We start from the raw sequence: 26,226 nt of genomic DNA on the forward strand, positions 1-26,226 counted from the left end.
TTTTATCTTTGCTGAAATGGAAGTTTGTCAGCGCTCTGTTGACTTTCCACTCTGATGTCGCGTCAAATAATTGACTCCATAGTGTCAAAAAGTTAATGTCTATCTGTTTAAGTTAATTAAAACATTAAGTTAGCGTTTGGTGTTGTAAGCGGTAGGGCATGACTTCATTGAGCTTTGGCACGCCGAATAGCTAAATCACAATAACAAACAGAGGGTACCCACAGATTATGAGAGTCATGAAGAACTTGAATTCGGTTTATGTTGCGTGCAAAAGCGTTTTGCTTATTAGTGCACTGGCAGCTTCATTTGCCCATGCTGTAGAGCCGTTAACCGTCAGTGGAAACCAGGTTTTAGCCGGTGGCGAGAAAAAAAGCTTTGCCGGCATGAGCTTGTTTTGGAGTAACAATGGCTGGGGCGGAGAAAAGTTTTACGACGCCGAGTCGGTGGCGAAAATTAAGAGTGACATGAACGCCAACCTAGTGCGGGCGGCGATGGGCGTTGATGAGAACGGCGGTTACTTTGATGACCCTGCAGGAAATGAAGCCAAGGTCCGACGGGTTGTCGAGTCGGCTATCGACAATGATATGTATGTGATCATCGACTGGCACTCCCACCATGCCCACGAGCATGATTGGAGCAAAGCGAAAGATTTCTTCTCGCGTATGGCGAAAGATTATGGTCATTACGATCACGTGATCTACGAGATCTATAATGAGCCACTGCAGATCCCCTGGTCAGACATTAAGCCATACTCTGAGGCGGTTATTTCAGCTATTCGAGCGGAAGATCCGGATAACCTGATTGTGGTGGGAACGCCGCAATGGTCGCAAAAGGTAGATGAGGCTTCGCTGGATCCTATCGATGGCACTAACATCGCTTATACACTGCACTTTTATGCAGCCACACACCGTGAATACCTTCGTTCAGCGGCCAAAACCGCCCTTGATAACGGCATTGCGTTGTTTGCAACGGAGTGGGGTGCGGTCAGTGCCAATGGTGATGGTGCGGTTGATCACAGCAGCACAGATGCATGGATGGCCTTCCTGCAAGAGCACAATATCAGCCATGCAAACTGGGCATACAATGACAAGTATGAAGGGGCATCTGCACTGACTCCGTCGGGTGCTTACACTGAGTCTGGTGAGAAGGTGCGTGACATCATCAAAGGTTGGCCGACCGCAGACGGCAGTGATGGTGGCGATGATGGCGATACCGATCCATCGACATGTGAGGCGGTGGCGGTGCCGGGCAAAATTCAGGCAGAAGACTATTGCTCTATGGTTGGGATTAAAACCCAAGCGACGGCTGATAGTGGTGGCGGTGAGAACGTCGGCTGGATTGAAACCAGCGATAGCATGACGTATCGCGTTAACGTTGCCGATACCGGTCGCTACAAGGTGTCTTACCGAGTGGCTGCCAAGGATCGTCACACTGGTTTGCAGTTACAGTCTGTTGACGGTGATGTTTACGCTACCTTAGATATTTCGCCGACGGGCGCCTGGCAGAGCTGGAAAACCATCAGTCATCAGGTTGAATTGAATAAAGGTAAGCAAGATCTGGTGATAGAAGCGACTGGTCGAGGCTGGAACTTGAACTGGTTTGAAGTCGAGAAAGCTACAAATGACGATGATGGCGGCGATACCGGAGGAGATACTGGCGGTGATACTGCGGGCCAGTGCCAGGATGTCTCTGTCTACCCAAATTGGATCCGTAAGGATTGGTCTGGTGGTCAGCCAACGCACCAAAATAAGGGTGACCAGATGGTACACAGCGGCAAATTGTACTTAGCAAAATGGTATACCAACTCGGTGCCGGGTAGCGACCACTCCTGGAGTTTTGTCGCTAATTGCAGCGAGTAAGTCGAACACCGAATCGTTAACGATAGACCTCAAGAAGCCTCCAGATACTGGGGGCTTTTTTTTAGAGCGCTAAATGGCTTGTTTACTGTTGGTCACTTTCTCAGACGTTCTTCTCGAACGGCACTGCTTGCTATATTGATAGGCTAAGTTCGAACGTTAATTATCAACATTTTGTTGATAAACATTATTCGTTGCAGTGGTTTTTATATTTTTCATCTCGGTTTACTGTGGCTGCTGGTTTTTTATTTAACCGCTGTTTAAAAGGAATCACGGGACATGAACATATTGCTATCTGAGGTACTCGTCGTTGCTGTCGCTATCGGCAGTGCGGGCTCATTGCAGGCGTCTGAAGCCGTTGTCAGTGATCACGTTGCCGCACCTAGCTACGAATTGGTGTTGCGAGAAAACGTGAAGTGGGAGCACCTTAATCCTGCTCGTGGCGATAAGAGCCCGAGAGCCGGTACCCTGTGGGGCGATCGTAATGGCTCTGAGGCGACAGGATACCTGCTAAAGCCTATGGATGGCTTTCAGTCTCCCCCACATATTCATAATGTGACTTACCGTGGCGTCGTGATCAGTGGTTTGATTCATAACGATGATCCCACAGCGGTTGAGATGTGGATGCCAGCGGGATCTTTTTGGACCCAGCCGAAAGGTGAATCACACATCACTGCGGCTAAGGGCAATAGCACCCTTGCGTATATCGAGATTGATGAGGGGCCATATCTGGTGCTGCCTACTGACGAAGCGTTTGATAGTGGTGAAAGACCGGTGAACGTTGATGTGTCCAATATCGTGTGGGTGGAAGCATCGAATATCAGCTGGCTGCAACAGGCCGGAATGCCAACCTCTGGCAACGCTCCCGAAATCGCCTTTCTTTGGGGCAAACCACAAGATGGTCATGTCAATGGCGTGCTGCTCAAGCTACCTGCTGGTTTTAACGGCACGATAGATAGTCAGGCCTCCACCTTTCGGGCGGTGCTTATTCAAGGGCAAGTTGCCTATCAGGCAACTACAGATAACAACAGCGTCAATTTAGCACCTGGCAGCTACTTTGGTTCTAAGGGCGCAGCGCAACACTCAGTGACAACCAGTGACGAATTGGAGAGCATTATCTACATTCGCACGGACGGCAGAATTAACATTACGCCAAACTAGGATTCGGGGTTTAGTCAGCCATTTAGCAAGGCGTTTGTGCTCAGTTCGGTGATTAGGTGTCACTGTTTTCGTCGCTTGAGCGGCGAAAATAGGGAATAGGGCTAAACTTTGATAGTGGTTGATTACGCCGTTCGGTTCGTCGTGCGATTACTAGGAGCTTATATTGCCTAATCCTATTGATCAGGATCTGTTTCTGTTGGAGCATCCAAGCGATTTGATTTCGCTGGGTAAATGGCAAAAAACAGTTAATCTGCTGTCAAAATTGTTTCATGCGCCAGCTGGCTTTTTGGTGCAACATACCTCTGCGGGCTTTCAAGTGACTATCTCCAGTGAGCAGAGCTCAAACCCTTACCCTGCAGGTATCGTAATTGAAAGTGATGCCAACATTTTTTGCCGCCGTATTGTTGAAACCGGACAAGCCCTCTATGTACCCAACGCGATGATCGACCCTTGCTGGGATACCAACCCAGAGGTGCATCAAGATGGCTTTCGTTCCTACTTAGGCGTGCCTGTTTTTTGGCCTAACAAGCAGCCTTTCGGCACCTTTTGTGTCATGGATTACAAAGAGACTGAATACTCAGACACCTACATCGAGTTGATTGAGCAGCTCAAAGATATCTTGGAGTCTGATCTGTCGCTGATGTCTCTGTACCAACAGATGCAAACGCTAGCCATCACTGATTCGCTGACTGATATTAATAATCGGCGTGGTTTTACTGCGTTGGCGCATCAACGGATCTTGCTTGCTAAGCGAATGAATATGCGCCAAGCACTGCTCTACTTTGATATCGACGAGTTTAAGGTGATCAACGATAAGTATGGTCATGGGATCGGGGATAAGGTGCTTATTGCCGTGGCGCAGTCCATCTTTAAAGCTATACGACGTTCGGATGTGGTTGGCAGGTTAGGAGGAGATGAGTTTGTGGCTTTGGTTGTTGTGCAGAGCCCGGATGACATTCGACAGTTGCAGAAACGGATCCTTACGGGGTTTGAAGAGGCACAACGTCAGCAAAAGTTGCCTGATTTTACTGTTTCTATTGGTGATATCGAGGTCGATCTCAACCTGAGTTTTGAAGAACTACTAGACCGTGCCGACCATGTAATGATGGAGAAAAAAGCGAAAGTGCCATAAATGCTATTCGGGTGCTGCAACTGAACTGCTTTATGATTACTAAACTCGACCACAGAACTGTGCAGGTTTATCACTTGCCGCGGCGCGCTCCTTGAATATGGTCGCAATGGTCGTTAAACAGACTTAGCCTTGTTACAATCTGTTCGTTCCCCTTAAAACAGGCTGGCTATGAGTTACATCTCTCTTTCTGAACATAAAAAACCGTGGATCTTTAACCGTACGGATCTGCCGATCAGTGATGATGATCGGTTGGCGATTAAGCCGATGACCGAAGCGCGCGCAGCCACGTTATGGAAAGCATTAATCAGCAAACAGACTGATCATCCTGATTTTTTCCGCAAAGGCGATTGGCCGTTTAGCATTGAAACCTGGAAAGAGGAAGGTGAATGGGAGTCTGTCTGGGATAGCGACGCTGTTTCGCTGCCGGAGATGATCCAGGCGCACTTACCGTGGGAAGCCAATACGGTGGTTTATTACTGCAACGATCAGCAGTCAGTGATTGAGACAACATGGGCGACGTTTCAACGCTGCTGGAAAAACTTTCTGTTTATGGATGATGGCGCTTTGCTGGTGGCGAAGAAGCGCCCTGAAGCGGTGCAGTTTCTCTCCAATGGTAGCTTTCGCATCGGTACTAAGCCTTAGCTTGGTACTGTCGCTCTTCTCTTGACTGCATCACCGCCGTGACTTGCTTAACCTGCGCGCCTCACCCATGGCGAATGGGAGTATCGCGGGGGTATCGATGCTTGGCTCTGTTTTTCATTGAGCAGATGGAACAGAGAGCGCTGAGCACTCTCTGTTGCTGAGCTATTCACAGTTTGAATCATTCTTATAAAAGATCTTCATTAGTTTTATGCCCAGTGGGGATCTACACTCGACGTCAATCCGTACATATTTAGCTGGCATGCTGGTGGTTACTGGTAGTTCGAGGCTATTTGCCGTGGATGCCGATATTGTGAGTCTTGGTTTCAGAACCACTTATTATTTTTGAAAATGGAGAACAGAAACATGAAATTGCTGATTAAAAGCGTTTTGCTAGCTGTATTGGCCTTTGCATCCACCACCAGCTTAGCCGCAGATAAAGTGTTGATGGTACTGACCAGTCACAGCCAAATGGGCGACACAGGTAAACCAACGGGGTACTGGTTAGCTGAGTTGACTCACCCCTATTATGCCTTGGCTGATGCAGGTTTTGAGGTGACGATCGTCAGTATTAAAGGCGGTAAAGCACCGATAGATCCAAATAGCCTGACAGAGGAAGACGCTGAGAATCAGAGGTTCCTCGCCGATGCCAAGTTGAAACAACAGATTGAGAACACGGCGACCTTGGCTTCAGTAAATCCTGCTGATTATCGCGCGGTTGTCTATAGCGGTGGTCACGGCACCATGTGGGACTTTCCCAATAACCCAGACGTGAATAGCGTATCTGCAGCCATCTACGAACAAGGTGGTGTGGTTGCTGCGGTCTGCCATGGTCCGGCAGCGCTGTTGGATATTAAGCTGAGCGATGGTAGCTACTTGATTGCAGGCAAGCAGGTCACTGGATTCTCTAATCTGGAAGAAGAGCAGATAGAACTAACTCAAGTGATGCCGTTTCTGTTACAAGATCAGTTGATTGAGCGGGGTGCCAGTTTCAGTAAAGCGGCGCCTTGGCAGAGCAAAGTGGTGGCTGATCAGCGCGTTGTAACAGGACAAAACCCGCAGTCAGCCAAGTTATTGGGTGAAACTGTCGCAGCGCTGCTAAAGAAGTAGATTAACAGCGTTGTTTTAACATCGCGCCTTTGCTCCATGGGGGGCGCACTCTTCCCTCTGCCGCCTATTTCCCCGATGACTCCTGTTGCCTACTGTTTCCTATCTCGCCCCGTACTTCATTGATCTTTGACTACACTGATTAAAGGTGTTTGTTGGCAAGGAAACTACAACTATGGAGAAGCATATGCGAATTCTTATTGCCGTCGTCATGTCACTGTTATTGGTGGCATGTGGTACGACAGAATATGTGGTGAGCACTAAAGATGGCACCTTGATTACGGCCTATGGTAAGCCGGTGCTGGATGAAGAAACGGGTATGTATAAGTACTATGATCAAGATGGTAAAGAGCTTTATCTGACTAAAGATGAAGTGGCGCAGATCATGGAGCGTTAATCGTAAAAAACATCTATTGGGTTAGCGATAAAGCCACATCAGACGATGTGGCTTTATGTTGTTAACATACTAATTTAGTTAATTTAATCACTGATTTTACTGGCTCAGTGGGTTAAGCTCCGTCGCTCTAAGATGTAGAGCTAAGTATTGTGGATAGTATAAAAAGCAAGGAACAGCTGAGTCGTTGGCATTGCCCCGAATTTTATAATGGCTGGGTTTTCTCCTCTATAGCACTGTTCGGTCTGAATAACTTTTACCTCAAGGCCGCCTACGGCAATTGGCTGACAGGTAAGCTGTCTGACCTGCTGGTTTGCTTCTTCCTGCCCCTGTTTATCTGTGCTGTCCTGCAATGGTTCCATGTTCATTTTAAGCTCCGCATCGTGATCGGCTTGTTTGTTACCGGAGCCGTTTTGAGCTTGGTGAAATTGAATACAGATGCATCTGAACTGCTGAAAACATCATTGACTTTGATTGGCCAACCGCTGGGTTTAGGCGCGAGTAGCAATCAAGTTGACCCAACAGACTTAATCGCTCTGCCTGTGCTAGGCGTTACCTATTGGTTTGCAAATAAACATGGAGGTTCCTCGTGAACTGGAAACACTACAGAGACAACACCCTGAAAGCGGCGATGTTGCTGCTGACCGTCGGCATGCTGATTGGTCATAGCTCTGACAGTTTAGACTTTGACCTGCCTCCTCCTGATCCTAATCCTGATCCTTGTAGCGATGAGTTGGAGGGCTTCAATTATTGTATTAACGGTGAGTCGAGTGCTGAAACGATCGCTGCGATGCAGGGAATTGAAATAATTGAGGGTACCTTATTTATTTCGAATACAGGACTGACAGATTTGTCTGGGCTGGAGTCACTTAGAAGGATTAATGGAAACCTTTTTGTCGAGGACGACGATTCCTTGACGAGCCTAAAAGGGCTAGACAACCTCGAATATGTCGGTGAAAGGTTAGGTATTATTAGTGTCGGATTGACTGATTTGTCGGGGCTTGAGTCACTAATAACCGTTGATGGTGATCTCACTGTATTTCACTCACATAGATTGGCGAACTTAGGGGGGCTAGATAATCTCGAATATATTGGTGGGCTTTTAGCCATTGCTGAATCGTCTGCGCTTGTTGATATGACTGGATTAGGTGCTGTTGAGACGATTGAGCAGGGTATCCAACTTAACTTAAATAACTCCTTGGTTAGCCTAATTGGCCTGAACTCATTGAAAAGCTTGCCTGGAGGGTTGTGGGTTGCCGAACAGCCTATTTTTAGTTCGTTAGAGGGCTTGTCAGGAGTGTCGGGCATTATGAATACGTTAAGTATCGACAATGCGCCTGTTGCCTCATTACAGCCTTTAAGCCAGTTGAGTGCCATTTCAGACCGGATCTCTCTCACTAGGACATTTTTGGACGATTTGAGTGGGTTGCAGCAGATTGAACCATTCACTGGCGCACTAATAATTGAAGATTTGGTCGATCATCCATTGAGTTCTGCAGCTCAACTCCCCGTGGGCGACTCTTTGACCGCACTATTCATGAACACGTTACTGACAACCGATGAGTGGCCAAATTTTTCCTATCTGGTTTCGGTTTCCGAAGGTGTATCTTTGTCTGTTGGCACCATGGCTGATCTTGGCGATGCTTTTCCGTTGCTTCAATCCGTTGACGGCCAATTCCACATCAGTGATGTTCCGGACGGCGTCCAGTGCGAGGATGTTGACGCTACAGATATAAACTTAAGTTTTAACAGCTTGGTAAGTATTGCTGGTGACTTTTCGATCAGTTCTGAATGTCATACCCGTTTATTCGGATTTGATGCATTGGAAAGTGTGGAAGAGAAGTTGTCTATTTCTGGTGGGATTAACAAAATACCAGAATTTCCAGCCTTGCAACGTATTGCGGGGCTAGATATCTTGGCGCCTGTCAGTGACCTCTCAGCCTTTAACGGGGTTCAATTGACGAGTGATAGAAAAGGACGCGAACCTTCAATTAGCATTGAAGGCACCAACATCGTTGATATGCCTGCTCTCCTGCTTCCTGTATCGATGAGTGATCTCTTTCTTGAAAATAATGCACGGCTCACTCATGTCGATTTGCAAGGCGGTAGTGACTTCGTTGTCAGAACTATCGAGATTCGAAGCAACGATGAGCTGATTTCTTTTTCTAGTTTTGAGTCTCTTATTTCTATCACTAATATTATTTTTTCTATGAATCCGCAGCTTGTAAATATTGATGCATTTTACGACATTGATTCAGCGAACCGTGTCACTATTGATGGTAACCCTAAGCTGACGTCGCTGGCGATGTTTAATAATATTGAGACTTTGCAATCATCGGTTGATGTGCGACAAAATGACACCCTTAGTGATTTCGGCTTTGAGGCGTTAACCGTGGTTGATGGCGATTTCGTTGTCACGGGTAATTCATTGTTATGTCAGTCTGAAATTGAATCCTTGGTTGAGAATCAAATTACTGTAGCGGGAGAGGTGAATGTTTCAGATAACCAAGAGGTGTGTGAGTAGCTACATATGAGTTTAAATTAGAGGCGCTACGGCGCCTTTTTTGATCCAGCAATTTGTTTAGCGCCTGCTTGGCACAAAATGCTCGTTATCCCATTTGTGGCTCGTTTCCTTATGATTACTTCCAGCGCTCTCTTCCAAAAAAAACTGCATAGGCTATGGTTGTAAGGTTATGAAACTTATACCCCTTTGCAGCATTGGAGGCTTGCATGCCGTTTTTGTTTCGCATTTTTAGCATTCTATTCTTTGTTATCTTGGCACCCGCACTGCTTAGCGCATGTCAGCCTAAGCAGCCCGAACCCGTCGCTTTAGGCACCCCAGCGGAGGAGATCACCGAGTTACCGCTCAGTGTCGCTGATATCGAGCTGCCTTATGAGGCGTTCGAATTGAATAACGGCTTAAAAGTGATAGTGCATACCGATCGCAAAGCGCCCTTGGTGGCTGTAAGTGTCTGGTATCACGTCGGCTCTAAAGATGAAGCACCCGGCAAAACCGGCTTCGCTCATCTGTTTGAGCATTTGATGTTTAATGGCTCTGAAAACCATGATGATGAGTACTTTGGGCCATTGGAAGCGGTGGGCGCGACCGATCTTAATGGCACGACTTGGTTTGACCGCACTAACTATTTTCAGACGGTACCTACCCCAGCATTGGAGTTGGCACTGTTCTTAGAGTCAGATCGTATGGGGCATATGCTCGGGGCAGTGACTCAAGAAAAGCTGGATAATCAGCGTGGCGTGGTACAAAACGAGAAACGTCAGGGTGACAACCGGCCTTATGGTATGACGGAGTACCGGATCCTCGAGGGTTTGATGCCGGAAGGACACCCCTATCGCTGGTCAACTATCGGCTCGATGGCGGATCTTGACGCGGCGTCGTTGGAAGATGTTCATGCCTGGTTTAAGCAATATTACGGCCCCAATAATGCCGTGATTGTGTTGGCGGGGGATATTGATCTCGTTGCAGCTAAACCGCTGATGGAAAAATACTTCGGTGACATTCCTGCTGGCCCCCCATTGCATCGTTTGCAGGCGATGGTTCCTGAGCGTACGCAGACCACGCGTGAACTTATGTATGATCGCGTGCCCAGCCCAAGGATCTACCGCTACTTTGCGATCCCCGGTCGTTCACAACCGGCACGCTTCCAGTTGGAATTGGCTGCGCAGATCTTGGGTAAAGGTAAGACATCACGACTGTATCAGCGGTTAGTGCATCAGGAGCAATTGGCAACAAGCGTTTCTGTACAGATTGAACCCCATGAGTTGACCAGCTTCTTCTACTTAGAAGCGGATCTGAAAGTGGATGCTGATCTGCATAAAGTGAATCAGATTGTCGATGAAGAGTGGCAACGCTTTTTGTCGCAAGGAGCGACTCAAGTTGAATTAGATCGCGCCAAGACCCAAGTGATGGCGGCGTATACCCGCGGACTTGAAAAAGTTGGCGGCTTCTCTGGCAAGGCGAGTCTGTTAGCGGAAAGTCAGCTCTATGGTGGAGACCCGGCGTTTTGGCGCCAAGGATTGCAGTGGTTAGTGGATGCGTCGGTTGAACAAGTTGGCGAACTTGCCGGTCGGTGGATAAGTGCGGGTGATTATCAGCTAACGGTATTGCCCTACGGTGAGCCTATGGCTCAAGACGAAGGGGTTGATCGCAGTGCCTTGCCACAGGTAGCAACGACACCTGATTTAGTTTTCCCTGCGGTCGAACGGGCAACCTTGAAAAATGGCATCAATGTGGTGTTTGCTCGTCGAGCGACGGTACCGGTGGTGAATGTCGCGTTGCAGTTTGATGCGGGCTACGCTGCGGACGCTGGCGGTAAGCCGGGGCTTTCCAACCTGACATTGAACATGCTGGATGAGGGTAGCGATGGCATTACCGGCCTTGAACTGGCTGAGCAGTTGGAAACGCTGGGGGCAAGGCTAACCACTGATTCGAGTCTGGATACATCGACGGTAAGTTTGTCTGCGCTAAAGGGCAACCTTGTTGATGCGTTAACGCTGATGGCGAAGGTGGTGCAGTCCCCCAGTTTTGATGCCGAAGAGCTGGAACGACAGCGGCAGATCGTCTTAGCAAAAATACAGCAAGAGTGGGCTAGCCCAGTGTCGATAGCGATGCATACGCTGCCGCCACTGCTGTATGGCCAAGGTCATGCCTACAGTATTCCATTAACCGGTTCTGGCACCACGGCGGCGGTTTCCGCTATCACTCAGGCCGATCTGCAGCAGTTCCATACGCAATGGTTGCAGCCAGATAACGCCACGCTGTTCGTGGTGGGCGACACAGAGCTAGCGACGGTGATGCCACTATTGGAAAACACGTTGGGTCGTTGGCAGGCAAACAAGATGGCTAAACCAGTCAAGCAGATAGCACAAGTTGAGCTACCAAAGCAGAGCCGTGTGTTGATCGTTGATAAGCCGGGTTCGCCACAGTCTCTCATTTTGGCTGGGCATGTTGCGCCGCCTACGGGGGTGGCAAATAACATTGCGGTTAAGTCGATGAATGATGTGATTGGTGGCTTGTTTACGGCACGGATCAATATGAATTTGCGTGAAGATAAGGGCTGGGCTTACGGCGCTTACTCTTTCTTCATTGATGCTAAAGGCCAACGTCCTTGGATGATCTACGCGCCAGTGCAAACTGACCGCACAGGCGACGCTATTGCTGAATTAAAACGTGAATTTACGGCTTATCTCGGCGACTCACCTGCCAGTCAGCAAGAGCTGGACAAGGTGGTGGCGTATCGTTCGCGGCAACTGCCTGGCCGTTATGAAACCGCAGGGAACGTGATGGCGGCGCTGCAAGCTAATCAGCGCTTTGAGCGACCCGACAGCTATATTGGCGCATTGGCTGGCGCTTACCGTAGCTTGCAATTAAGTGATGTGGAGGCCGCTGCTGTTGAGGTGATCCATCCGGACAAGTTAGCGTGGGTCATTGTTGGCGATAAAGCGCAGATCATCCCGCAATTGCAGGCGATAGGCATGAGCCGTATCGAAGAGTATCAGCAACCTGAGTAAACGAAAAAAAGGCTAGTTGAGCTGTCACTCTAGCCTTTGTCTTGTCATGGTTATCGTCAACATATGGAGAGGGCATAGCGGTGTCATTTGAAGTGGCAATGGTCGGTATTGCTATGCTGATCGTCATCGGTATTTTGCTTCACCATCCATCAAAAAGCTTGGGCGTGCCTTCGCTGCTGATTTTTATCGGCGTAGGCTTAGCGCTCGGCAACGGTGAATTTAACTTTGTTTATGACAACCTGCGGCTTACCTCTCTTGTCGGGGAGGTCGCGCTTAATGTCATCGTGTTTGTTGGTGGGTTAAATACCTCCACAGCAAAAATCAAAGTGGCTTATAAAGAGGGTGGGGCACTCTCCTCTCTTGGTGTCATGTTGACGACGCTTATTTTTGGCCTGATTTTATATGGCTTGCTCGATTTTGAACTGATCACCTGTTTATTGTTTGCTGCCATTGTTTCGTCCACTGATGCGGCGGCAGTATTTTCCATACTTGAATCAAAGAAACTAAAGCTTAAAGAGCAAACGGATACCGTGCTTGAGTTCGAATCAGCCACCAATGATCCCGTGGCTTTGTTGACGGTGATCTTGTTGACGGACATTGCGCTGAGTAGCGGCGGAGCTCAGATAGTTGTCAGCGAGATATTGCTGATGTTAAGCCAACAGGTGATCGTCGGTTTAGCGGGGGGATACCTGATTGGGAAGCTGGCGGTGTGGTCGCTTAATCATATCAAACTGCAAGAGTATGGCTTGATCCCTGTGTTTATTTTCGCGAGTTTTATCATCGCCACCTATGGCACCGATCTGCTTGGCGGCAATATATTGATCGCCGCTTATGTTGTAGGGGTCATAATTGGCAATGAGCTACAGCGGGGCAAGGAGGTGAGTAAGCACTTCTTTAACAGCTTGGCTTGGCTGGCTCAGTCGTTGATGTTTGTGGTGCTGGGGCTACAGATATTTCCGCAGCAACTTTGGCCTGTGTTTATTATCTCTATTTTGCCCGCTTTGTTATTGGTGTTTGTCGCCCGTCCGCTGGCTGTGCAGATATGTTATCTGCCATTTCGCCGGGCGAGCTGGCGTAAACGCCTGTTTATTTCTGCGATTGGCCTGAAAGGCGCAACCCCGATTGTTTTTGCATTGATCCCCGCCGCGGCAGGCCTTGCTGAGGGCACTCAAATCATCCATATGGTGTTTTTTATTGTCTTGGTGTCGGTACTCATGCAGAGCGGAGCGATCGAGCCATTGGCAAAAGCATTGCGACTTAATGATAACGTTGAAAAAAGTCCGCCAGATAAAATTGAACGCCGTTAGACAAAAGTGTCTAACTTGAAGAGCGGAATATTGGTAAACCTAACGGCACGTAGCACACTAATGTGTAACCAATCTCCATGGTTTTTAAGGAATGAAGAATGGCTAAAGAAAGAGTATGGGTAACATCGCTGTCCGTTGTTATTTTACTGGTACTTATCGGTGTCAGTGGTTATTTGGGTAACTTGGTGAGCAAGATGGAAACCATGGAAGACAAGCTTGGCTATGGCCAGCTTAATAAGCAGCATGCGACGGTACCGCAGCTAAAAAGCGCCACCCCCGAAGGGGCGATGATGCGTACAACCTATATTCCTAGCTATTCCCATGTGTATGGTGACGGTGGTAAACCGCTGCTACTGGAAAGCGCCTTGATAGTGCGTAACACCGACAGCGAATATGGCATGACCATTCATTCTGTAAACTACTATGATTCATCCGGTCATTTAGTAAAAGAGATGCTGGCTACGCCGATCCAACTCAACCCATTAGCTAGCGCAGAGTATCTTGCAGAAAAAAGTGATATCAGTGGTGGTTCAGGGGCTAACTATTTGGTGGTTTGGTCAGCCGTTCCTGACCTGACGCCACCGATCCTAGAAGCTGTGATGGTTGGTTCGTCGGATTATACTGAGGTCTCTTTTACCAGCCGAGGGATCACCCATTAGCGTGCTTACAACCGCATGTCCTAAATTGCTGCTGCGACCAATAGGCTAAAACCAACGTTTAATGTAAAAAATAGCCACTTGGATCGCCGCGGTGACGAGAATAAGCCCACATACAAGGGTAAAGCCCCACTCATTATCGGCGAGAGGGATGCCTCCGACGTTGATACCCAGCAAGCCAGTGAAGAAACCCATAGGTACAAAAATACCGGCAAATATGGTTAGCAGGTAGATACGTTTTTCACTTTTAGCTGCCAGCTGGCCTTCCACTTCAGCTTTAATAAAGCTCAGTCGCTCCTTGAGGGTGTCAATTTGTTCAATCAACCTTTGTGTGGCATCGGCGCGTTCCCGAAGTCCAAAGCGTGAATCTTCGCTTAACCAATCGGGTTTAAGGCTGATCAGGGCGAGGATGGCATCTTTCTGTGGTGCAAAATAGCGACGAAAGTGGATCAGTTGCGTACGTAGTGGGTAGATCCGTTCACTGACAGACAAATCACCCTTCTCAAAAAGTTGGTCTTCGGCTAAGTCGGTCTGATCTTCGAGTTGGTCAATCAAGTCGCGCATGCGGTGAGTTAAGTGCTTTGTTAATGATGCCAGCAGTTCGTCAATATGTTTCGGCCCATTGCCAGCGTGCAATTGCGTAGTTACATCTAATACTGAATAAATTCGGCGCTTTCTGACACTGATAAGGCGGTGGGCTTGGCAAAGGATCCGCAGTGACACCATATCGTCTGGTTCTGCGCCGGGGTTGATATTGATACCGCGTAAGTTTAGGAGGACGCCTTCTTGGGCTTGAACACAGCGAGGGCGTGTATCTTCGGCGCACAGCATATCTACGGTTGTAGGGGATAACCCCAGTTCGTTTTGCAGTTGTTCTGGTTGCAGTTCGTTAAGGTCTAAATGTAGCCATCTGGACTCGGTATGGGAGCTACTGGTTATCTGTTCTGGTGGCAGCGCACTTGCTCCGCCTGTGCCGTCGAGTTGAAGTGCATGTATTACCCCAGCTACAGTCGCCATCATTTTCTCTACTCTGATTCTTATTGGGTTGCCAGCAACGACTATTAGACGATATCGACAGAGGTGCGCATCTCTTCGCCGACCAATAGGCGGGTAACTTTGAGCAGCATTTTACCTGCATTGTTGCCGTAAAAATCGGGTAAGTCATTAGCGAACGGGCAAAATTCTCCTGACTTACGTGGGGTATAACTGCTCTCTAGGCCGATGGGAAACAGTTCATTGTCATTGGCACCGATGGCGCCACACAGTGCCAGCCAGTTGACATTGGGTAGCCTTCGGAGCGGTTCATAGACTGCGAAAGGTTGATGGTGGGGACCTAAACTGACCGTGCTGCGATTCCAACCATTGGCGTCGCACTGAATATCTGCATCGCGCCATGATTGTTCAGGTAGCACTTCGAATTGATAGTGCTCTCCGGCTATCAGCACTAGTCCAGTGCGGTTAAACTTTTCAGCGGCAAAAACGGTGACCGTGACGCTGGTATCTACATCCAAGCGGCGTAAATTTTGTATGGGCAGTTCGATGTGGGGATTGATCCCTTGATAAACCAGTTTGCTGCCATCTTGAGTTAGTAGTTTGTGCGTACGCCCTTTTAAAGAGGCTGGGCGGTAATCATGAGCAGCGTGGATCCGCGTGGCGACAGAGTGATGCACCAGCGGTGCCTGGGTTGTTGCCGTATCATTTTCGATAACGCAACAGAGGCGGTGGTCACAGGTGATCAGCCCAGACAATGGGCCGCGCTGCTGTTGGTGATTTGTGCCTAGCGGATCCGGCTTAATCACGACATCGTCTGCTGAGATCTGGTAATCGGCATTGGCAGGTAATATGTTGCGGTAATCGACTGCAGCATGACGTTTAACGGTTAATGGGAAAGGTTGCTCATCCAACCATTGCAGGCAATATTGCAATGCGTTGTCGGACAAGCCGTCCTGGTGATAGCCTCCGCCGACGTCCGCATGGGCACCAGCAAACCAGACTTCATGCACTTTATCCTGTTGATTCATTAACGTGGGTTGAAATGCGCTGCGTTTCTCATCCAGTGCCACCAAGTGCAAGGCCTTGATCACTATTTCAGGTAAGCTGCAGTTCTCAAATAGCACATCGGTTTTTGGTCGATCTTCTTTCTGCAGATCTGCGCCGCCGATAGACGCGACGGTATCGAAAACTGCCTCGTAGATACATGGCGTTGTGATGGTGCGGGCAAGGATCGCGGCAAACCGTCGGGCTAAGGCTGCCCCGCGGCTGAAACCTGTGACCAGTAAAATATCTTGTTCAGGATTAAAATTTGCGCGGGTGAAATCGATCAAAGCGCGTTTCAGTATCTGCGCCACATCACTGCCTTCAGGGGCAAAGATAGCGTTGATTGCCTGTTGCATCGCGTTGCCGTAAGCACCGATGCCAGCATAGTAATAGCTGCGCTGATTGTTGTCCCAGCCGCGGCCCTGTTCGCCTAACGAGCCGCCACAAAGTAAGTGCAGCTTTAATACGTTGGTAATACTGCTGTCTTCCAGTTGGCCTAGGCTATCAACGGCTTGTTCCGCATCACTAGGATCATTACAGGTGCCATCGAAGTTAAATATAAAGGTGCGCGCCATCCGTGTGTCTCTCTCTTTATTGGTCAATGCAGCCCATAAAATCACTGTATTTAGTTTAGCAGCCAATAGCTTAGCTGCAGGTAATTCCTTTTCGTAACGGCCTTTAGAATGAACTGTTTTGACAATTTACAGCGTCACTGTCTATCCCCCCTCAGAAGCCATTGTTAGTGCTATTTCCATATGAATTAAGCGGTAACAGAAGAATTGGTATTGGAATTGCTGATACAGAAGATGACCTAAATTTGGTGGCTCGCGGCTTTGATCCGCACAGTGGTGATACATGAGATTGATTAAACAGGAACATCTACAAGCAGAGTTCTTTGATGAACTGGTGAATACGCAAGGAGAGCCACGTAAAGAGTTTTCTCAAGTCACTGATTTTCTTGGTGGTATGACGCCAGTTGAACTTGGCGAACGGCAGCAGGATGTACAGCTTTGCATTCGTGAAATGGGGATCAGCTTCACTGTCTACAGTGAAGGTGAAAACATAGATCGGGAATGGCCATTTGATTTGATCCCTAGACTTATCTCGTTGAAAGAGTGGCTGCGCACCAAAGACGGGCTTGTTCAAAGGCTGACTGCACTTAATTGCTTCATTGATGACGTTTATAACGAGCAGAAAATCGTGCGCGATAATGTCGTCCCCGCCTATGTCATCGAACAGTCAAAGGGGTATCGTCCCGAGTGTCAGGGCTTCTCGCCCGCCTATGGTGCGTGGGCCAATATCTGTGGTTCTGATTTGGTGCGGGATGATACGGGCGCATTCTATGTTTTGGAGGATAATCTTCGGGTGCCGTCTGGCGTCTCCTACATGCTGGAAAACCGCAAAGTGATGAAGCGTATTTTTCCTGAGGTGTTTCAGAATCAAGACATTCTTCCTAATAGCGACTATCCCAATCAGTTGCGTCAAATGCTCACCGATATGTCACCGCGACAAGACGTGACGCCGACCATTGTGGTGCTCACGCCTGGTATTTATAACTCTGCCTATTTCGAGCACAGCTATTTGGCTCAGCAGATGGGGGCCTCCTTGGTAGAAGGGCAGGATCTTGTTGTTGAGGATGACAAACTTTACATGAAAACTGTCGATGGTTTGTGTCAGGTGGATGTGGTTTATCGTCGGATTGACGATGAGTTTATTGATCCTGAGGTGTTTAATCCGGACTCAATGCTCGGTGTGGCGGGACTAATGCGTGTTTGGCAGCAGGGTAATGTTGCCTTAGTTAATGCCCCCGGTGCTGGCGTGGCGGATGACAAAGTGGTTTATGCCTTCGTGCCGGATATGATCCGCTACTACTTGAATGAAGAGCCGATACTCAACAATGTTCCGACCTATCTCTGCGTTAAGGACGACGACCGCGCTTATGTGCTGGATCATCTGGAGGAATTAGTGGTGAAACCCGCCAGTGAATCGGGTGGCTATGGCATGTTGATCGGCCCCCATGCCAGTGCTGCAGAGATCGAAGAGTTTCGTCAGGTGATCCTCGACAATCCGAGAAACTATATTGCTCAGCCTACCCTTAAGTTGTCCACTGTGCCTACCCTGTGTGATGCCGCGGTAGAGCAGCGACATGTCGATTTGCGGCCGTTTATTTTGCAGGGCAAAGACAGCTATGTGACAGAGGGAGGGCTAACCCGAGTCGCACTGACCCGGGGATCGTTGGTGGTTAACTCCTCGCAGGGCGGCGGCAGTAAAGACACTTGGATAGTAGACACGGCGGAGTAAAGATTTATGTTGTCGAGAGTTGCTGAAAATATTTATTGGATGGGCCGTTACGCCGAGCGTGCAGACAATACCGCACGATTAGTGAAGTCTACCTACGAAATGATGTTGGATCTGCCACGTACCGTCCCCGTGAGTTGGTCAGGTTTACTTGATGTATTGGGCTGTTGGCCTGAAAAAATGAACCATGAGCAAGTTGATGAAGCGATGGTGATGGCGTCGATCATTGGCGATAAAGAGAACAGCTGTTCGGTGATCTCTGCGGTGGGCGCGGCCCGCCAGAATGCGCGTAATACCCGTGAAATGCTGCCACAGTCTAGTTGGGAGGTGCTTAATAGTTGCTTTCTTTATACCCGTGCCAATCAGGGAATGTTGTCCAATCGACAGGGAAGGATCCGTTATTGTCAGCAGGTGCAGAAACAGAGCGAGCAGTTTGTTGGCATTATGATGAACTCGATGGATCGAGACTTGGGTTTTTCATTTTTCCGCATCGGCCAGCTGCTTGAACGTGCCGATATGATCACGCGTATTATCGATGCGAAAGCCACATCGTTGCTGCAGCTGGAAGAGGATGACTCCTTTTCTCTGGATAAATATCGAACATTTTTTTGGTTGAATGCGTTGGATTCACTTGAGGCGACTCAGAGCTTTCGTAAGTTAATTAAGCGCGGCGTTCGGCGAGAAACCGTGATGGCCTTTCTGTTGGAGGATCCACGCCAGCCTCGCGCCGTGATGTACTGTCTCAGCAAGGTTCAGGCGCTGCTTACCGAGCTGCCTAAAAATGCCGATCTGATAGAGAGCGTGAGCAGTATTCAGTCCGCGGCAGTTGATTGTTCCGTGTGCGAATTGGAAGAGGTCACCGAGAAAATGGATGTATTACAGCGGCAGCTCGCAAATTTACATGACTCGATCGGCATGAATTACTTTGCATTTCGCAACAATTAACTAACAATCAGCGCAGATGCTAAGCGTTGTAGAGTAAGAGATGCAGAACGAGGGTGATACTAAGAAGTATGCTAGCCTGATTGCTGGCTATCGTGATATCGATAGTCGGCGGTTTGACGAGATGTGGTCGAAAGAGGGAACGATTCAACCTCACTGGCGTGACTTTATGCGTGCGCAGGAACGTTTTGGGCCTGACGATATTGATGCGCGTAAGCTTGAGTTGGATGGTTTACTGCGTGAAAACGGCGTGACCTATAACGCCTATACCGAAGGTGCTAGCGACAACCGGCCCTGGGATCTCGACCCTTGCCCGCTGGTGTTGGCAGGTGACGAGTGGGGACAGTTGGAACCCGCTTTGATCCAGCGTGGTGAACTGCTTAACGCACTTTATAAAGATCTGTATGGCCCGCAGCGCTTGATGAAAGCGCGCATTCTCCCCCCTGATCTGATCTTTCAGCACCCTGGCTTTTGTCGTGCAGCGGTGGGCATGCCTCTGCCCGGTCAGTATGCGCTGGTGCAGAGTGCGTTTAACCTGGTGCGCGGTACTGATAAACAGTGGTGGGTGCTGTCGGATAGATTGCAGACCATGCAAGGGGCAGGCTACGCTCTGGAAACCCGGTTGGCGATGTCTCGGGTTTACCCTAACCTAATTCGTCACTGCGAAGTTCAGCGTTTAGCTGAATATTTCCGTCATGCGCATCAGTCGCTGGTGGACGCTGCTGAGGTGGATGACCCACATGTCGTGTTGCTTTCACCGGGTCCGAGTAACGAAAGTTATTTTGAAGATGCTTATCTGGCCAACTACCAAGGTTACACCCTGGTACAAGGTGACGACTTGGTGGTTCGGGATGGCTATGTTTGGCTGAAAACTCTGCATGGTTTGAAAAAAGTCGATGTGATCCTGCGGCGCATTTCTGATCAGTTTTCTGATCCTCTGAGTCTGCGCCCTGATTCTTTTATTGGCGTCCCTGGGCTGATTGAGTCGATGCGCCAGCGCAAGGTGGTGGTGGTTAACCCTATCGGTGGCTGGTTACTGGAAAGCCCCGGTCTTTACCCATTTTTGGAGCGCTGTTGCCAGTATTTGTTGGGGGAGCCATTAAAAATCCCTAGCGCGGCAACTTGGTGGTGTGGACAGCCGACAGCATTTGCGCATGTGATAAAAAATATCGACAAGATGGTGGTCAAGCATGTCAGCGAGCGTGCCGATATCGCATTTGGACACCTGCTTTCAAAGCCGCAGCAACAGCAACTGATCGACCGTATTAAGCAGAACCCTGCTATGTATGTCGGCCAGCAGATGCTCAATGTATCGACCATGCCCAGTTGGACCGATCAGCAGTTAAAGCCTAGGCATGGCTTCCTGCGCACCTTTATGAGTGCTTCACGTAGCGGTTATCAATTGATGCCTGGGGGCTTGGCATGTGTAGCGAGAGAGCAGGGTCAAAGCGTGGTGAATACCCAAGCGGGTGCGGTTAATAAGGATACTTGGGTACGGGCGTCAGAAGCGATGCCACTGCGACCCTATGCGCCGAAGGAGCATGGCGCTGCGGTACAGGAGCGGGAGCTGCGAGTTATCTCTAGCCGCACCGCGGAAAACTTGTTCTGGTTAGGACGTTACAGTCAGCGGGCTGAAATGGTCGCCCGGATCATGCGGCAGGTGATCAACAGTTTTTATGATGAATTTAGCGAACAAGGCCAGCCCCTCGCCAGCGCGGGTAAATTGATGGCGGCACTGCGTCAGTTCACTGATGATTTGCCGTTGATAGCTGACACGGGGGCGGAGGTCGACCTAAACCAAAGCCAATCCCAGTCACAAAGCCAAACCCAATCCCCAGATATCACCGCCGAGCTTTATAATATCGCGGTCGATAAAAACATGAGTCGTGGCATGCATAGCATCTTGGCGTCGCTGCATCGCTCCGCCTTTCATAGCCGTGATGTCTGGTCCAATGATAGTTGGCGGGTGATTGATGATATTGGTGAAGTGGTTACTAAGCTAAGGGGGCACAGCAGTCTCGGATCGCTGCAGCGCGGCTTGGATAAGTTGCTAAGTTCGCTCATGGCACTAAACGGTTTGATCGCTGACAGTATGAATCACGACGATGGTTGGCGAATGCTTGATATCGGGCGGCTATTGGAACGCACGATAAATTTGAGCCATTTGCTGGAATTCACTGTGTCTTGCAAGGTCAGCGACAATGAAACTGAAGTGCTGACGGCCTTACTGTCGGCCAATGACAACGAGATGAATTATCGACGCTATTATCGTGGCGAAATGGATGCTCAATCGGTACTTGATTATGTGCTGCTGAATCGCTTCAACCCCCGAGGTATGGTGTACCAACTGGATCATCTGCAGCAACATATCAGGCAAATTTTTGCTGACGATGGTAGCCAAATATCCGCGGCTGAGCGTTCGGTGCTATCAGCGTATTCGCAAGTGCAGTTGGCGGATGTATCGCAACTTGTCGTAGAGAATGAAGTACATTGTCGTCCTGGCTTAACGCAATTAATGAAACATATTCAGCAGTCACTTGAAGTGACCTCGAGCGAATTATCCAATGAGTGCTTTGTTCATTCGCAAAAGTCGCGCAGCAGTGAATGGTCAGGGAGTGAATCGTGAGCATCTATTACCGTATTGAGCATACTACGACTTACGATTACCCCTCTGATATTAGTTATGGCCAAAATTTAGGATGTTTGATCCCCCGTACCGAAGCATTGCAAAAGGTATTGAGTTGGCAGTTAACTACTGATCCTTTAATCCATGGACATACTCGCCATACTGACTATTTTGGTAATGATCAGACCTATTTCGCAGTAGAGCAGCGGCACCAGCGTTTAGCGGTGACCTCGACCAGTTTGGTGCATGTGATGCAACGCCAGGAGTCGTTGCTGGCGGATATGCCTTGGGAGCTGGTGGCTAAACGCTTGGCTGAACCCTCTTCTGAAGAAGAGGTACTCGCGCGCCAGTTCTGTTTTGCTTCTCCGCGGGTGGAAAATAACGCTCAGTGTGGAGAGATCGCCCGAGCTTGCTTTCAGCCGGGGGTAGGTATTTTGCAGGCTTCTACCGCGTTAATGGCGAAGATATTCGAAGAGTTTAACTATTCTCCGGCAGCGACCGACGTAGACTCATCGGTGGCAGAAGTAGTAAAGCATCGGCAAGGGGTTTGTCAGGACTTTGCCCATGTAGCGATTTCCGGCTTGCGTGGCTTAGGGCTCGCCGCTGGCTACGTCAGCGGCTATCTGGAGACGCTGCCGGCACCGGGTAAACCTAAGCTACGCGGTGCCGATGCCTCCCACGCCTGGTTCAGTGTGTTTATTCCCGGTTGTGGCTGGATCGACTTTGATCCGACCAACAATGTTATTCCTAAAGGGCAGCATATTGTGGTTGCTCGCGGGCGAGACTTTGGCGATGTCACGCCACTAAAAGGGGTCTATCTGGGGAACTCGGTACCGGAACTGTCGGTGTCGGTGGATGTGAATCGTATTCCTAAAGAGAAAGCGCTAGCGCTCGCGAACACAGTGGTCACCCCTTAAGGGCGACCACAGTGCTATTGCTGAGGTTAGTATTTCGGCTTGCGCCTTAGATCCAGAGTGGTGGGATATTCATGGTTGGTGCTTTCCTCTGGTGGCACCACAAAATCAGAGATAGCATCGTGTTGTTTGAATCCTCGTTTAGCGACGGCTGGTGACCAGGTTTCGGTGTTGACAGTGACCGTGGCTGGAGAATGGCCGTGGTCCCAATATCTGGCAATGCGACGCCCTTCCGCTTCAAAGGCATTGACTGGGAATGTGTCAGGATTTCGCCCGCCGGGGTGGCTGACATGGTAAGTAAAGCCACCCAATGAGCGCCCTGACCAGGTATCAAACAGATCGAAAGTGAGGGGGGCATGGATCCCTATGGTTGGATGTAACGAAGAGGGAGCTTGCCAAGCGATATAGCGGACACCAGCGATAAATTCACCCTTGGTCACCGTTTCTTTTAACGGCACCCGCCGTCCGTTACAGGTCAATACGTAGCGGTTGCTAACGATATTGGTTAACTTTACCTGTACCCGTTCCAGTGATGAATCGACGTAGCGAGCGGTACCGGTTGACGAAGATTCTTCTCCCAACACATTCCATGGCTCGATGGCAGTGCGCAACTCCATCTGTATATCGTCAATTTGGCGCACACCACAGGTGGGAAAACGGAACTCAAAGAACGGCGCAAACCAGCTCGGGTCAAAGTTGAATCCTGCATTTTGCAGGTCGCGACAGATACCATTGATATCCTGCTGCACGAAGTAGGGCAGGAGAAATTTGTCATGCAGTTCGGTGCCCCAACGCACTAAAGGCTTGTGGTATGGCTGCTGCCAGAACCAAACCAGCAGCGTGCGCAGTAACAGCATTTGCATCAAGCTCATACGGGAGTGTGGAGGCATCTCAAAGCCGCGAAACTCGACAATACCAAGGCGGCCTGTTGCCGAATCTGGCGAGTAAAGTTTATCGATACAGAACTCTGCTCGGTGGGTATTACCAGTTAGATCTGTCAGCAAGTGTCGCAGTAGGCGGTCAACTAACCAGGGTTGGGGCACGTCACCGGAGGGCATGTTTGAGAAGGCTATCTCTAACTCATACAGAGACTCATCTCTGGCTTCGTCGACCCGTGGTGCCTGACTTGTTGGTCCGATAAACAGGCCGGAAAAAAGATAAGAGAGTCCGGGGTGGTGCTGCCAGTAAGTAATAAAACTGCGTAGTACATCCGGGCGACGTAGAAAGGGGCTGGTTGCCGGTGTGTTGCTACCCAAGGTGACATGGTTACCACCGCCCGTTCCAGTATGCCTGCCATCGAGCATGAATTTGTCGGTGCCAAGGCGCGACTCTCGTGCCAGTTTGTATAGGTCACTGGTCCGTTCTACCAGCTGTGGCCAGGTTGATGAAGGGTGGATATTGACTTCGATGACGCCGGGATCTGGGGTCACCGCAAATTTTTCTACCCGTGGATCGTGGGGGGGCGTATAGCCCTCTAATACCACCGCAATGTCGAGTTTATTTGCCACGGCTTCAATGGCATTACACAGTGCGATGTAGTCCTCCATATGGGTCAGCGGTGGCATAAACAGATAGAGCAAACCGTCGCGGATCTCGATGCTAATGGCTTGCTTGACCAGCGCTTCACTGACATAGCCCGCTTGCGCTGCCATGTAATCACTGTTTTCGAATTGCGCTGGTATATCGAATGGGTCTCGCTCTGGGATTGGCGCGGCGTCGCCTAAACTATCTAAAGGTAGGCGATAGCCAAGGGGTGAATCGCCGGGGATAAGAAAGCAATAATCGCGCTTAAATTTCCAATGGCAACTTTGCCATTTAGCGGAGGCTGGATCCCATAACAGCGGGAGTACGTATCCCGCTACTTTATCCAAACCCCGTTCCATCTTTTTTAAGAACCCTTTGCGGCTAATGGCGTTTAAAAGTTCAGGTGACTTAGGGCTGAGCTCTTGGGGTAGGTTACCCTCCTGCCACAAGTGATAGAGCATGTCTTCATAGGCTGGAATGAAACAATCAGGCTGGAGCCCAAGTTGGATGGAAAGGGCATCAGCAAACGTTTTTGCTTCTTTTTCACCGTAATCATACTCAGCGTTGATGTCCGCCAGTAGCTTGGGGTTGCGCCAAAACGCGGCGCCATCTTTGCGCCAGTAACAGGCATATTGCCAGCGGGGCAGGGGCTCTCCGGGGTACCACTTACCTTGACCATAATGACGCATTGCACCGTGGGCGTAGTGCTTGGTCATTTTCATAAACAGCTGATGCGCCAAACGACGTTTATCTTCGCCGTCAGCGCCAGTATTCCACTGGTCACTTTCCATATCGTCGATAGAGATAAAAGTAGGCTCGCCGCCCATGGTCAGTTGAATGTCATGTTCATTAAGCAGTTTATCGACCCGTAAACCCAACTGATTTATTTCCGACCATTGGCTATCGCTGTAAGGCTTTGTGACGCGAGGGGTTTCATGGACACGGGTGACCTTGTTGTAGAAATTGAATTCGGTTTCGGCAGGATCAACACCGCCAGTGACAGGAGCTGCACTGCTGGGCTCTGGCGTACATGCCAGAGGGATATGGCCCTCACCCGCAAATAATCCCGAGGTCGGATCTAAGCCAATCCAACCGGCACCGGGAATATATACCTCGGTCCAGGCATGCAGATCGGTAAAGTCTTCGTCCGGCCCACTGGGGCCATCGAGGGATTTTTCATCCGTAGTTAACTGCACCAGATAACCGGAAACAAAGCGCGCTGCTAATCCTAGATGGCGCAATAATTGGACTAATAACCACGCAGAATCGCGACAGGAGCCTGATTTTTTCGCTAGGGTTTCAGCACAACTCTGAACCCCGTGTTCTAGGCGAATGGTGTAATCGACCAGTTCATAAACTTTCTGGTTTACCGCCACTAGAAAATCGACAGTTAGCATTGAGGTCGACAGATCGACGCTTTTAACCAGCTTTTTAAACAGCATTGATGATGATTCTTTGAGCAGATAAGGCTGTAACTCTTTGCTTAAACTCTCTTCATAGACGAATGGAAATTCGTCAGCGTATTCTTCAAGGAAAAAATCAAAGGGGTTGATCACTGTCATCTCTGCAACGACATCGACGGTGAATGAAAATTTCTTGGTTTTTTCTGGAAACACGACTCTGGCTAAATAGTTACCGAAAGGATCTTGTTGCCAATTGATATAGTGCTCTTCAGGGTGAATTTTTAGTGAGTAACTTTTTATCGGCGTGCGGCTATGGGCTGCGGGACGCAGGCGGAACACATGGGGACCAAGGGTGACAGCTTTGTCATATTTGTATTCAGTGTGGTGAGTAATACCGACAGTGATGGTCATCTGATATGCCTTTCCCTTTGATTACGAGTAAACGTATGTTTCTGCAAAAATACTATTTCACAGCATCATTATGACGTTGGACGCTTTACTTAAAGTTGCCCGTTAACTATGCCGTTAACCTACAAATATCGCGCCAATATGATGGTGACTGGATTTATCATCAGCAGTCGCTGTTGAATGGCGCTGATTTAGCATTTTGCTGCGACTTTTCCGACCAGATCTGGCGTTAGCGAAGAAAGCGAGCGTTAATGATGGCGCATAATTAGTTTTGAGTTTGCAGTATGCGC

Annotated in this window: 18 protein-coding genes; 15 read left to right on the forward strand and 3 right to left on the reverse strand. The window is 49.2% G+C overall.

What is annotated here, in order from left to right:
• The first annotated feature begins 236 nt into the window (after positions 1–236).
• The 11 genes from EXY25_RS14915 to EXY25_RS14965 all read left to right on the forward strand — a co-directional run bounded on the left by EXY25_RS14915 (position 237) and on the right by EXY25_RS14965 (position 13,787).
• Positions 237–1,859 (forward strand): cellulase family glycosylhydrolase, encoded by a 1,623-nt coding sequence (locus tag EXY25_RS14915; protein ID WP_246019574.1) that lies wholly within the window; start codon positions 237–239, stop codon positions 1,857–1,859.
• Between the two features lie 276 nt (positions 1,860–2,135).
• Positions 2,136–3,017, forward strand: coding sequence for a DUF4437 domain-containing protein (locus EXY25_RS14920; protein WP_130567407.1), 882 nt, complete (start codon positions 2,136–2,138; stop codon positions 3,015–3,017).
• Between the two features lie 163 nt (positions 3,018–3,180).
• Positions 3,181–4,149, forward strand: coding sequence for a sensor domain-containing diguanylate cyclase (locus EXY25_RS14925; RefSeq protein WP_246019575.1), 969 nt, complete (start codon positions 3,181–3,183; stop codon positions 4,147–4,149).
• Positions 4,150–4,317: 168 nt separating this feature from the next.
• A complete protein-coding gene (locus tag EXY25_RS14930) occupies positions 4,318–4,791 on the forward strand; it encodes a DUF2947 family protein (RefSeq protein ID WP_114339529.1) in 474 nt (157 codons plus the stop codon).
• A gap of 363 nt (positions 4,792–5,154) precedes the next feature.
• Positions 5,155–5,898: a type 1 glutamine amidotransferase domain-containing protein gene (locus EXY25_RS14935; RefSeq protein ID WP_130567410.1), complete on the forward strand. Its 744-nt coding sequence runs from the start codon at positions 5,155–5,157 to the stop codon at positions 5,896–5,898.
• 172 nt (positions 5,899–6,070) lie between these two features.
• Positions 6,071–6,292, forward strand: a complete 222-nt coding sequence (locus EXY25_RS14940) for a YgdI/YgdR family lipoprotein (RefSeq protein ID WP_114339531.1) — start codon at positions 6,071–6,073, stop codon at positions 6,290–6,292.
• A gap of 149 nt (positions 6,293–6,441) precedes the next feature.
• Positions 6,442–6,882: a hypothetical protein gene (locus tag EXY25_RS14945; protein ID WP_130567412.1), complete on the forward strand. Its 441-nt coding sequence runs from the start codon at positions 6,442–6,444 to the stop codon at positions 6,880–6,882.
• 38 nt (positions 6,883–6,920) lie between these two features.
• Entirely contained in the window at positions 6,921–8,813 is a 1,893-nt protein-coding gene (locus EXY25_RS14950; protein WP_130567414.1) for a leucine-rich repeat protein, read from the forward strand.
• A gap of 206 nt (positions 8,814–9,019) precedes the next feature.
• Positions 9,020–11,821 carry a M16 family metallopeptidase gene (locus EXY25_RS14955; protein WP_130567416.1) on the forward strand — a complete coding sequence of 934 codons (2,802 nt, stop codon included), beginning with the start codon at positions 9,020–9,022 and terminating at the stop codon, positions 11,819–11,821.
• An 80-nt stretch (positions 11,822–11,901) separates the two neighbouring features.
• Complete coding sequence (locus EXY25_RS14960) at positions 11,902–13,128, forward strand: potassium/proton antiporter (RefSeq protein WP_130567417.1); 1,227 nt, start codon at positions 11,902–11,904, stop codon at positions 13,126–13,128.
• Between the two features lie 98 nt (positions 13,129–13,226).
• Positions 13,227–13,787, forward strand: coding sequence for a DUF3124 domain-containing protein (locus EXY25_RS14965; RefSeq protein WP_130567419.1), 561 nt, complete (start codon positions 13,227–13,229; stop codon positions 13,785–13,787).
• Positions 13,788–13,832: 45 nt separating this feature from the next.
• Here the strand turns inward: EXY25_RS14965 and EXY25_RS14970 are convergent, their stop codons facing one another.
• Together EXY25_RS14970 and EXY25_RS14975 are read right to left on the reverse strand one after the other, a co-directional pair.
• A complete protein-coding gene (locus EXY25_RS14970) occupies positions 13,833–14,804 on the reverse strand; it encodes a zinc transporter ZntB (RefSeq protein ID WP_130567421.1) in 972 nt (323 codons plus the stop codon).
• Positions 14,805–14,845: 41 nt separating this feature from the next.
• The gene (locus EXY25_RS14975; RefSeq protein WP_114339539.1) at positions 14,846–16,396 is read right to left on the reverse strand and encodes a phospholipase effector Tle1 domain-containing protein; all 1,551 of its coding nucleotides are present in this window, start codon (positions 16,394–16,396) and stop codon (positions 14,846–14,848) included.
• Between the two features lie 280 nt (positions 16,397–16,676).
• On the opposite strand from EXY25_RS14975, the gene EXY25_RS14980 reads away from it, so the two are divergent.
• The 4 genes from EXY25_RS14980 to EXY25_RS14995 are packed head-to-tail and all read left to right on the forward strand — an operon-like array spanning position 16,677 to position 22,604.
• Positions 16,677–18,122, forward strand: a complete 1,446-nt coding sequence (locus EXY25_RS14980; protein WP_130567423.1) for a circularly permuted type 2 ATP-grasp protein — start codon at positions 16,677–16,679, stop codon at positions 18,120–18,122.
• A gap of 6 nt (positions 18,123–18,128) precedes the next feature.
• Positions 18,129–19,064, forward strand: coding sequence for an alpha-E domain-containing protein (locus tag EXY25_RS14985; RefSeq protein WP_114339541.1), 936 nt, complete (start codon positions 18,129–18,131; stop codon positions 19,062–19,064).
• A gap of 40 nt (positions 19,065–19,104) precedes the next feature.
• Positions 19,105–21,687 carry a circularly permuted type 2 ATP-grasp protein gene (locus tag EXY25_RS14990; protein ID WP_130567425.1) on the forward strand — a complete coding sequence of 861 codons (2,583 nt, stop codon included), beginning with the start codon at positions 19,105–19,107 and terminating at the stop codon, positions 21,685–21,687.
• A complete protein-coding gene (locus EXY25_RS14995; protein WP_130567426.1) occupies positions 21,684–22,604 on the forward strand; it encodes a transglutaminase family protein in 921 nt (306 codons plus the stop codon). Before EXY25_RS14990 ends, EXY25_RS14995 begins: the two co-directional genes overlap by 4 nt.
• Positions 22,605–22,630: 26 nt before the next feature.
• Here the strand turns inward: EXY25_RS14995 and EXY25_RS15000 are convergent, their stop codons facing one another.
• Positions 22,631–25,939, reverse strand: a complete 3,309-nt coding sequence (locus EXY25_RS15000) for a transglutaminase family protein (RefSeq protein ID WP_130567428.1) — start codon at positions 25,937–25,939, stop codon at positions 22,631–22,633.
• Positions 25,940–26,226 lie beyond the last annotated feature (287 nt).

Origin of the sequence: Corallincola spongiicola, from assembly GCF_004284785.1 — a bacterium.
Classification (GTDB): Bacteria; Pseudomonadota; Gammaproteobacteria; order Enterobacterales; family Neiellaceae; genus Corallincola; species Corallincola holothuriorum.

Coding starts and splice junctions, on each gene's coding strand:
- EXY25_RS14915 (WP_246019574.1), top strand. CDS start 237: ATGAAGAACTTGAATTCGGTTTATGTTGCGTGCAAAAGCGTTTTGCTT.
- EXY25_RS14920 (WP_130567407.1), top strand. CDS start 2,136: ATGAACATATTGCTATCTGAGGTACTCGTCGTTGCTGTCGCTATCGGC.
- EXY25_RS14930 (WP_114339529.1), top strand. CDS start 4,318: ATGAGTTACATCTCTCTTTCTGAACATAAAAAACCGTGGATCTTTAAC.
- EXY25_RS14935 (WP_130567410.1), top strand. CDS start 5,155: ATGAAATTGCTGATTAAAAGCGTTTTGCTAGCTGTATTGGCCTTTGCA.
- EXY25_RS14940 (WP_114339531.1), top strand. CDS start 6,071: ATGGAGAAGCATATGCGAATTCTTATTGCCGTCGTCATGTCACTGTTA.
- EXY25_RS14950 (WP_130567414.1), top strand. CDS start 6,921: ATGTTGCTGCTGACCGTCGGCATGCTGATTGGTCATAGCTCTGACAGT.
- EXY25_RS14955 (WP_130567416.1), top strand. CDS start 9,020: ATGCCGTTTTTGTTTCGCATTTTTAGCATTCTATTCTTTGTTATCTTG.
- EXY25_RS14965 (WP_130567419.1), top strand. CDS start 13,227: ATGGCTAAAGAAAGAGTATGGGTAACATCGCTGTCCGTTGTTATTTTA.
- EXY25_RS14970 (WP_130567421.1), bottom strand. CDS start 14,804: ATGATGGCGACTGTAGCTGGGGTAATACATGCACTTCAACTCGACGGC.
- EXY25_RS14975 (WP_114339539.1), bottom strand. CDS start 16,396: ATGGCGCGCACCTTTATATTTAACTTCGATGGCACCTGTAATGATCCT.
- EXY25_RS14980 (WP_130567423.1), top strand. CDS start 16,677: ATGAGATTGATTAAACAGGAACATCTACAAGCAGAGTTCTTTGATGAA.
- EXY25_RS14985 (WP_114339541.1), top strand. CDS start 18,129: ATGTTGTCGAGAGTTGCTGAAAATATTTATTGGATGGGCCGTTACGCC.
- EXY25_RS14990 (WP_130567425.1), top strand. CDS start 19,105: ATGCAGAACGAGGGTGATACTAAGAAGTATGCTAGCCTGATTGCTGGC.
- EXY25_RS15000 (WP_130567428.1), bottom strand. CDS start 25,939: ATGACCATCACTGTCGGTATTACTCACCACACTGAATACAAATATGAC.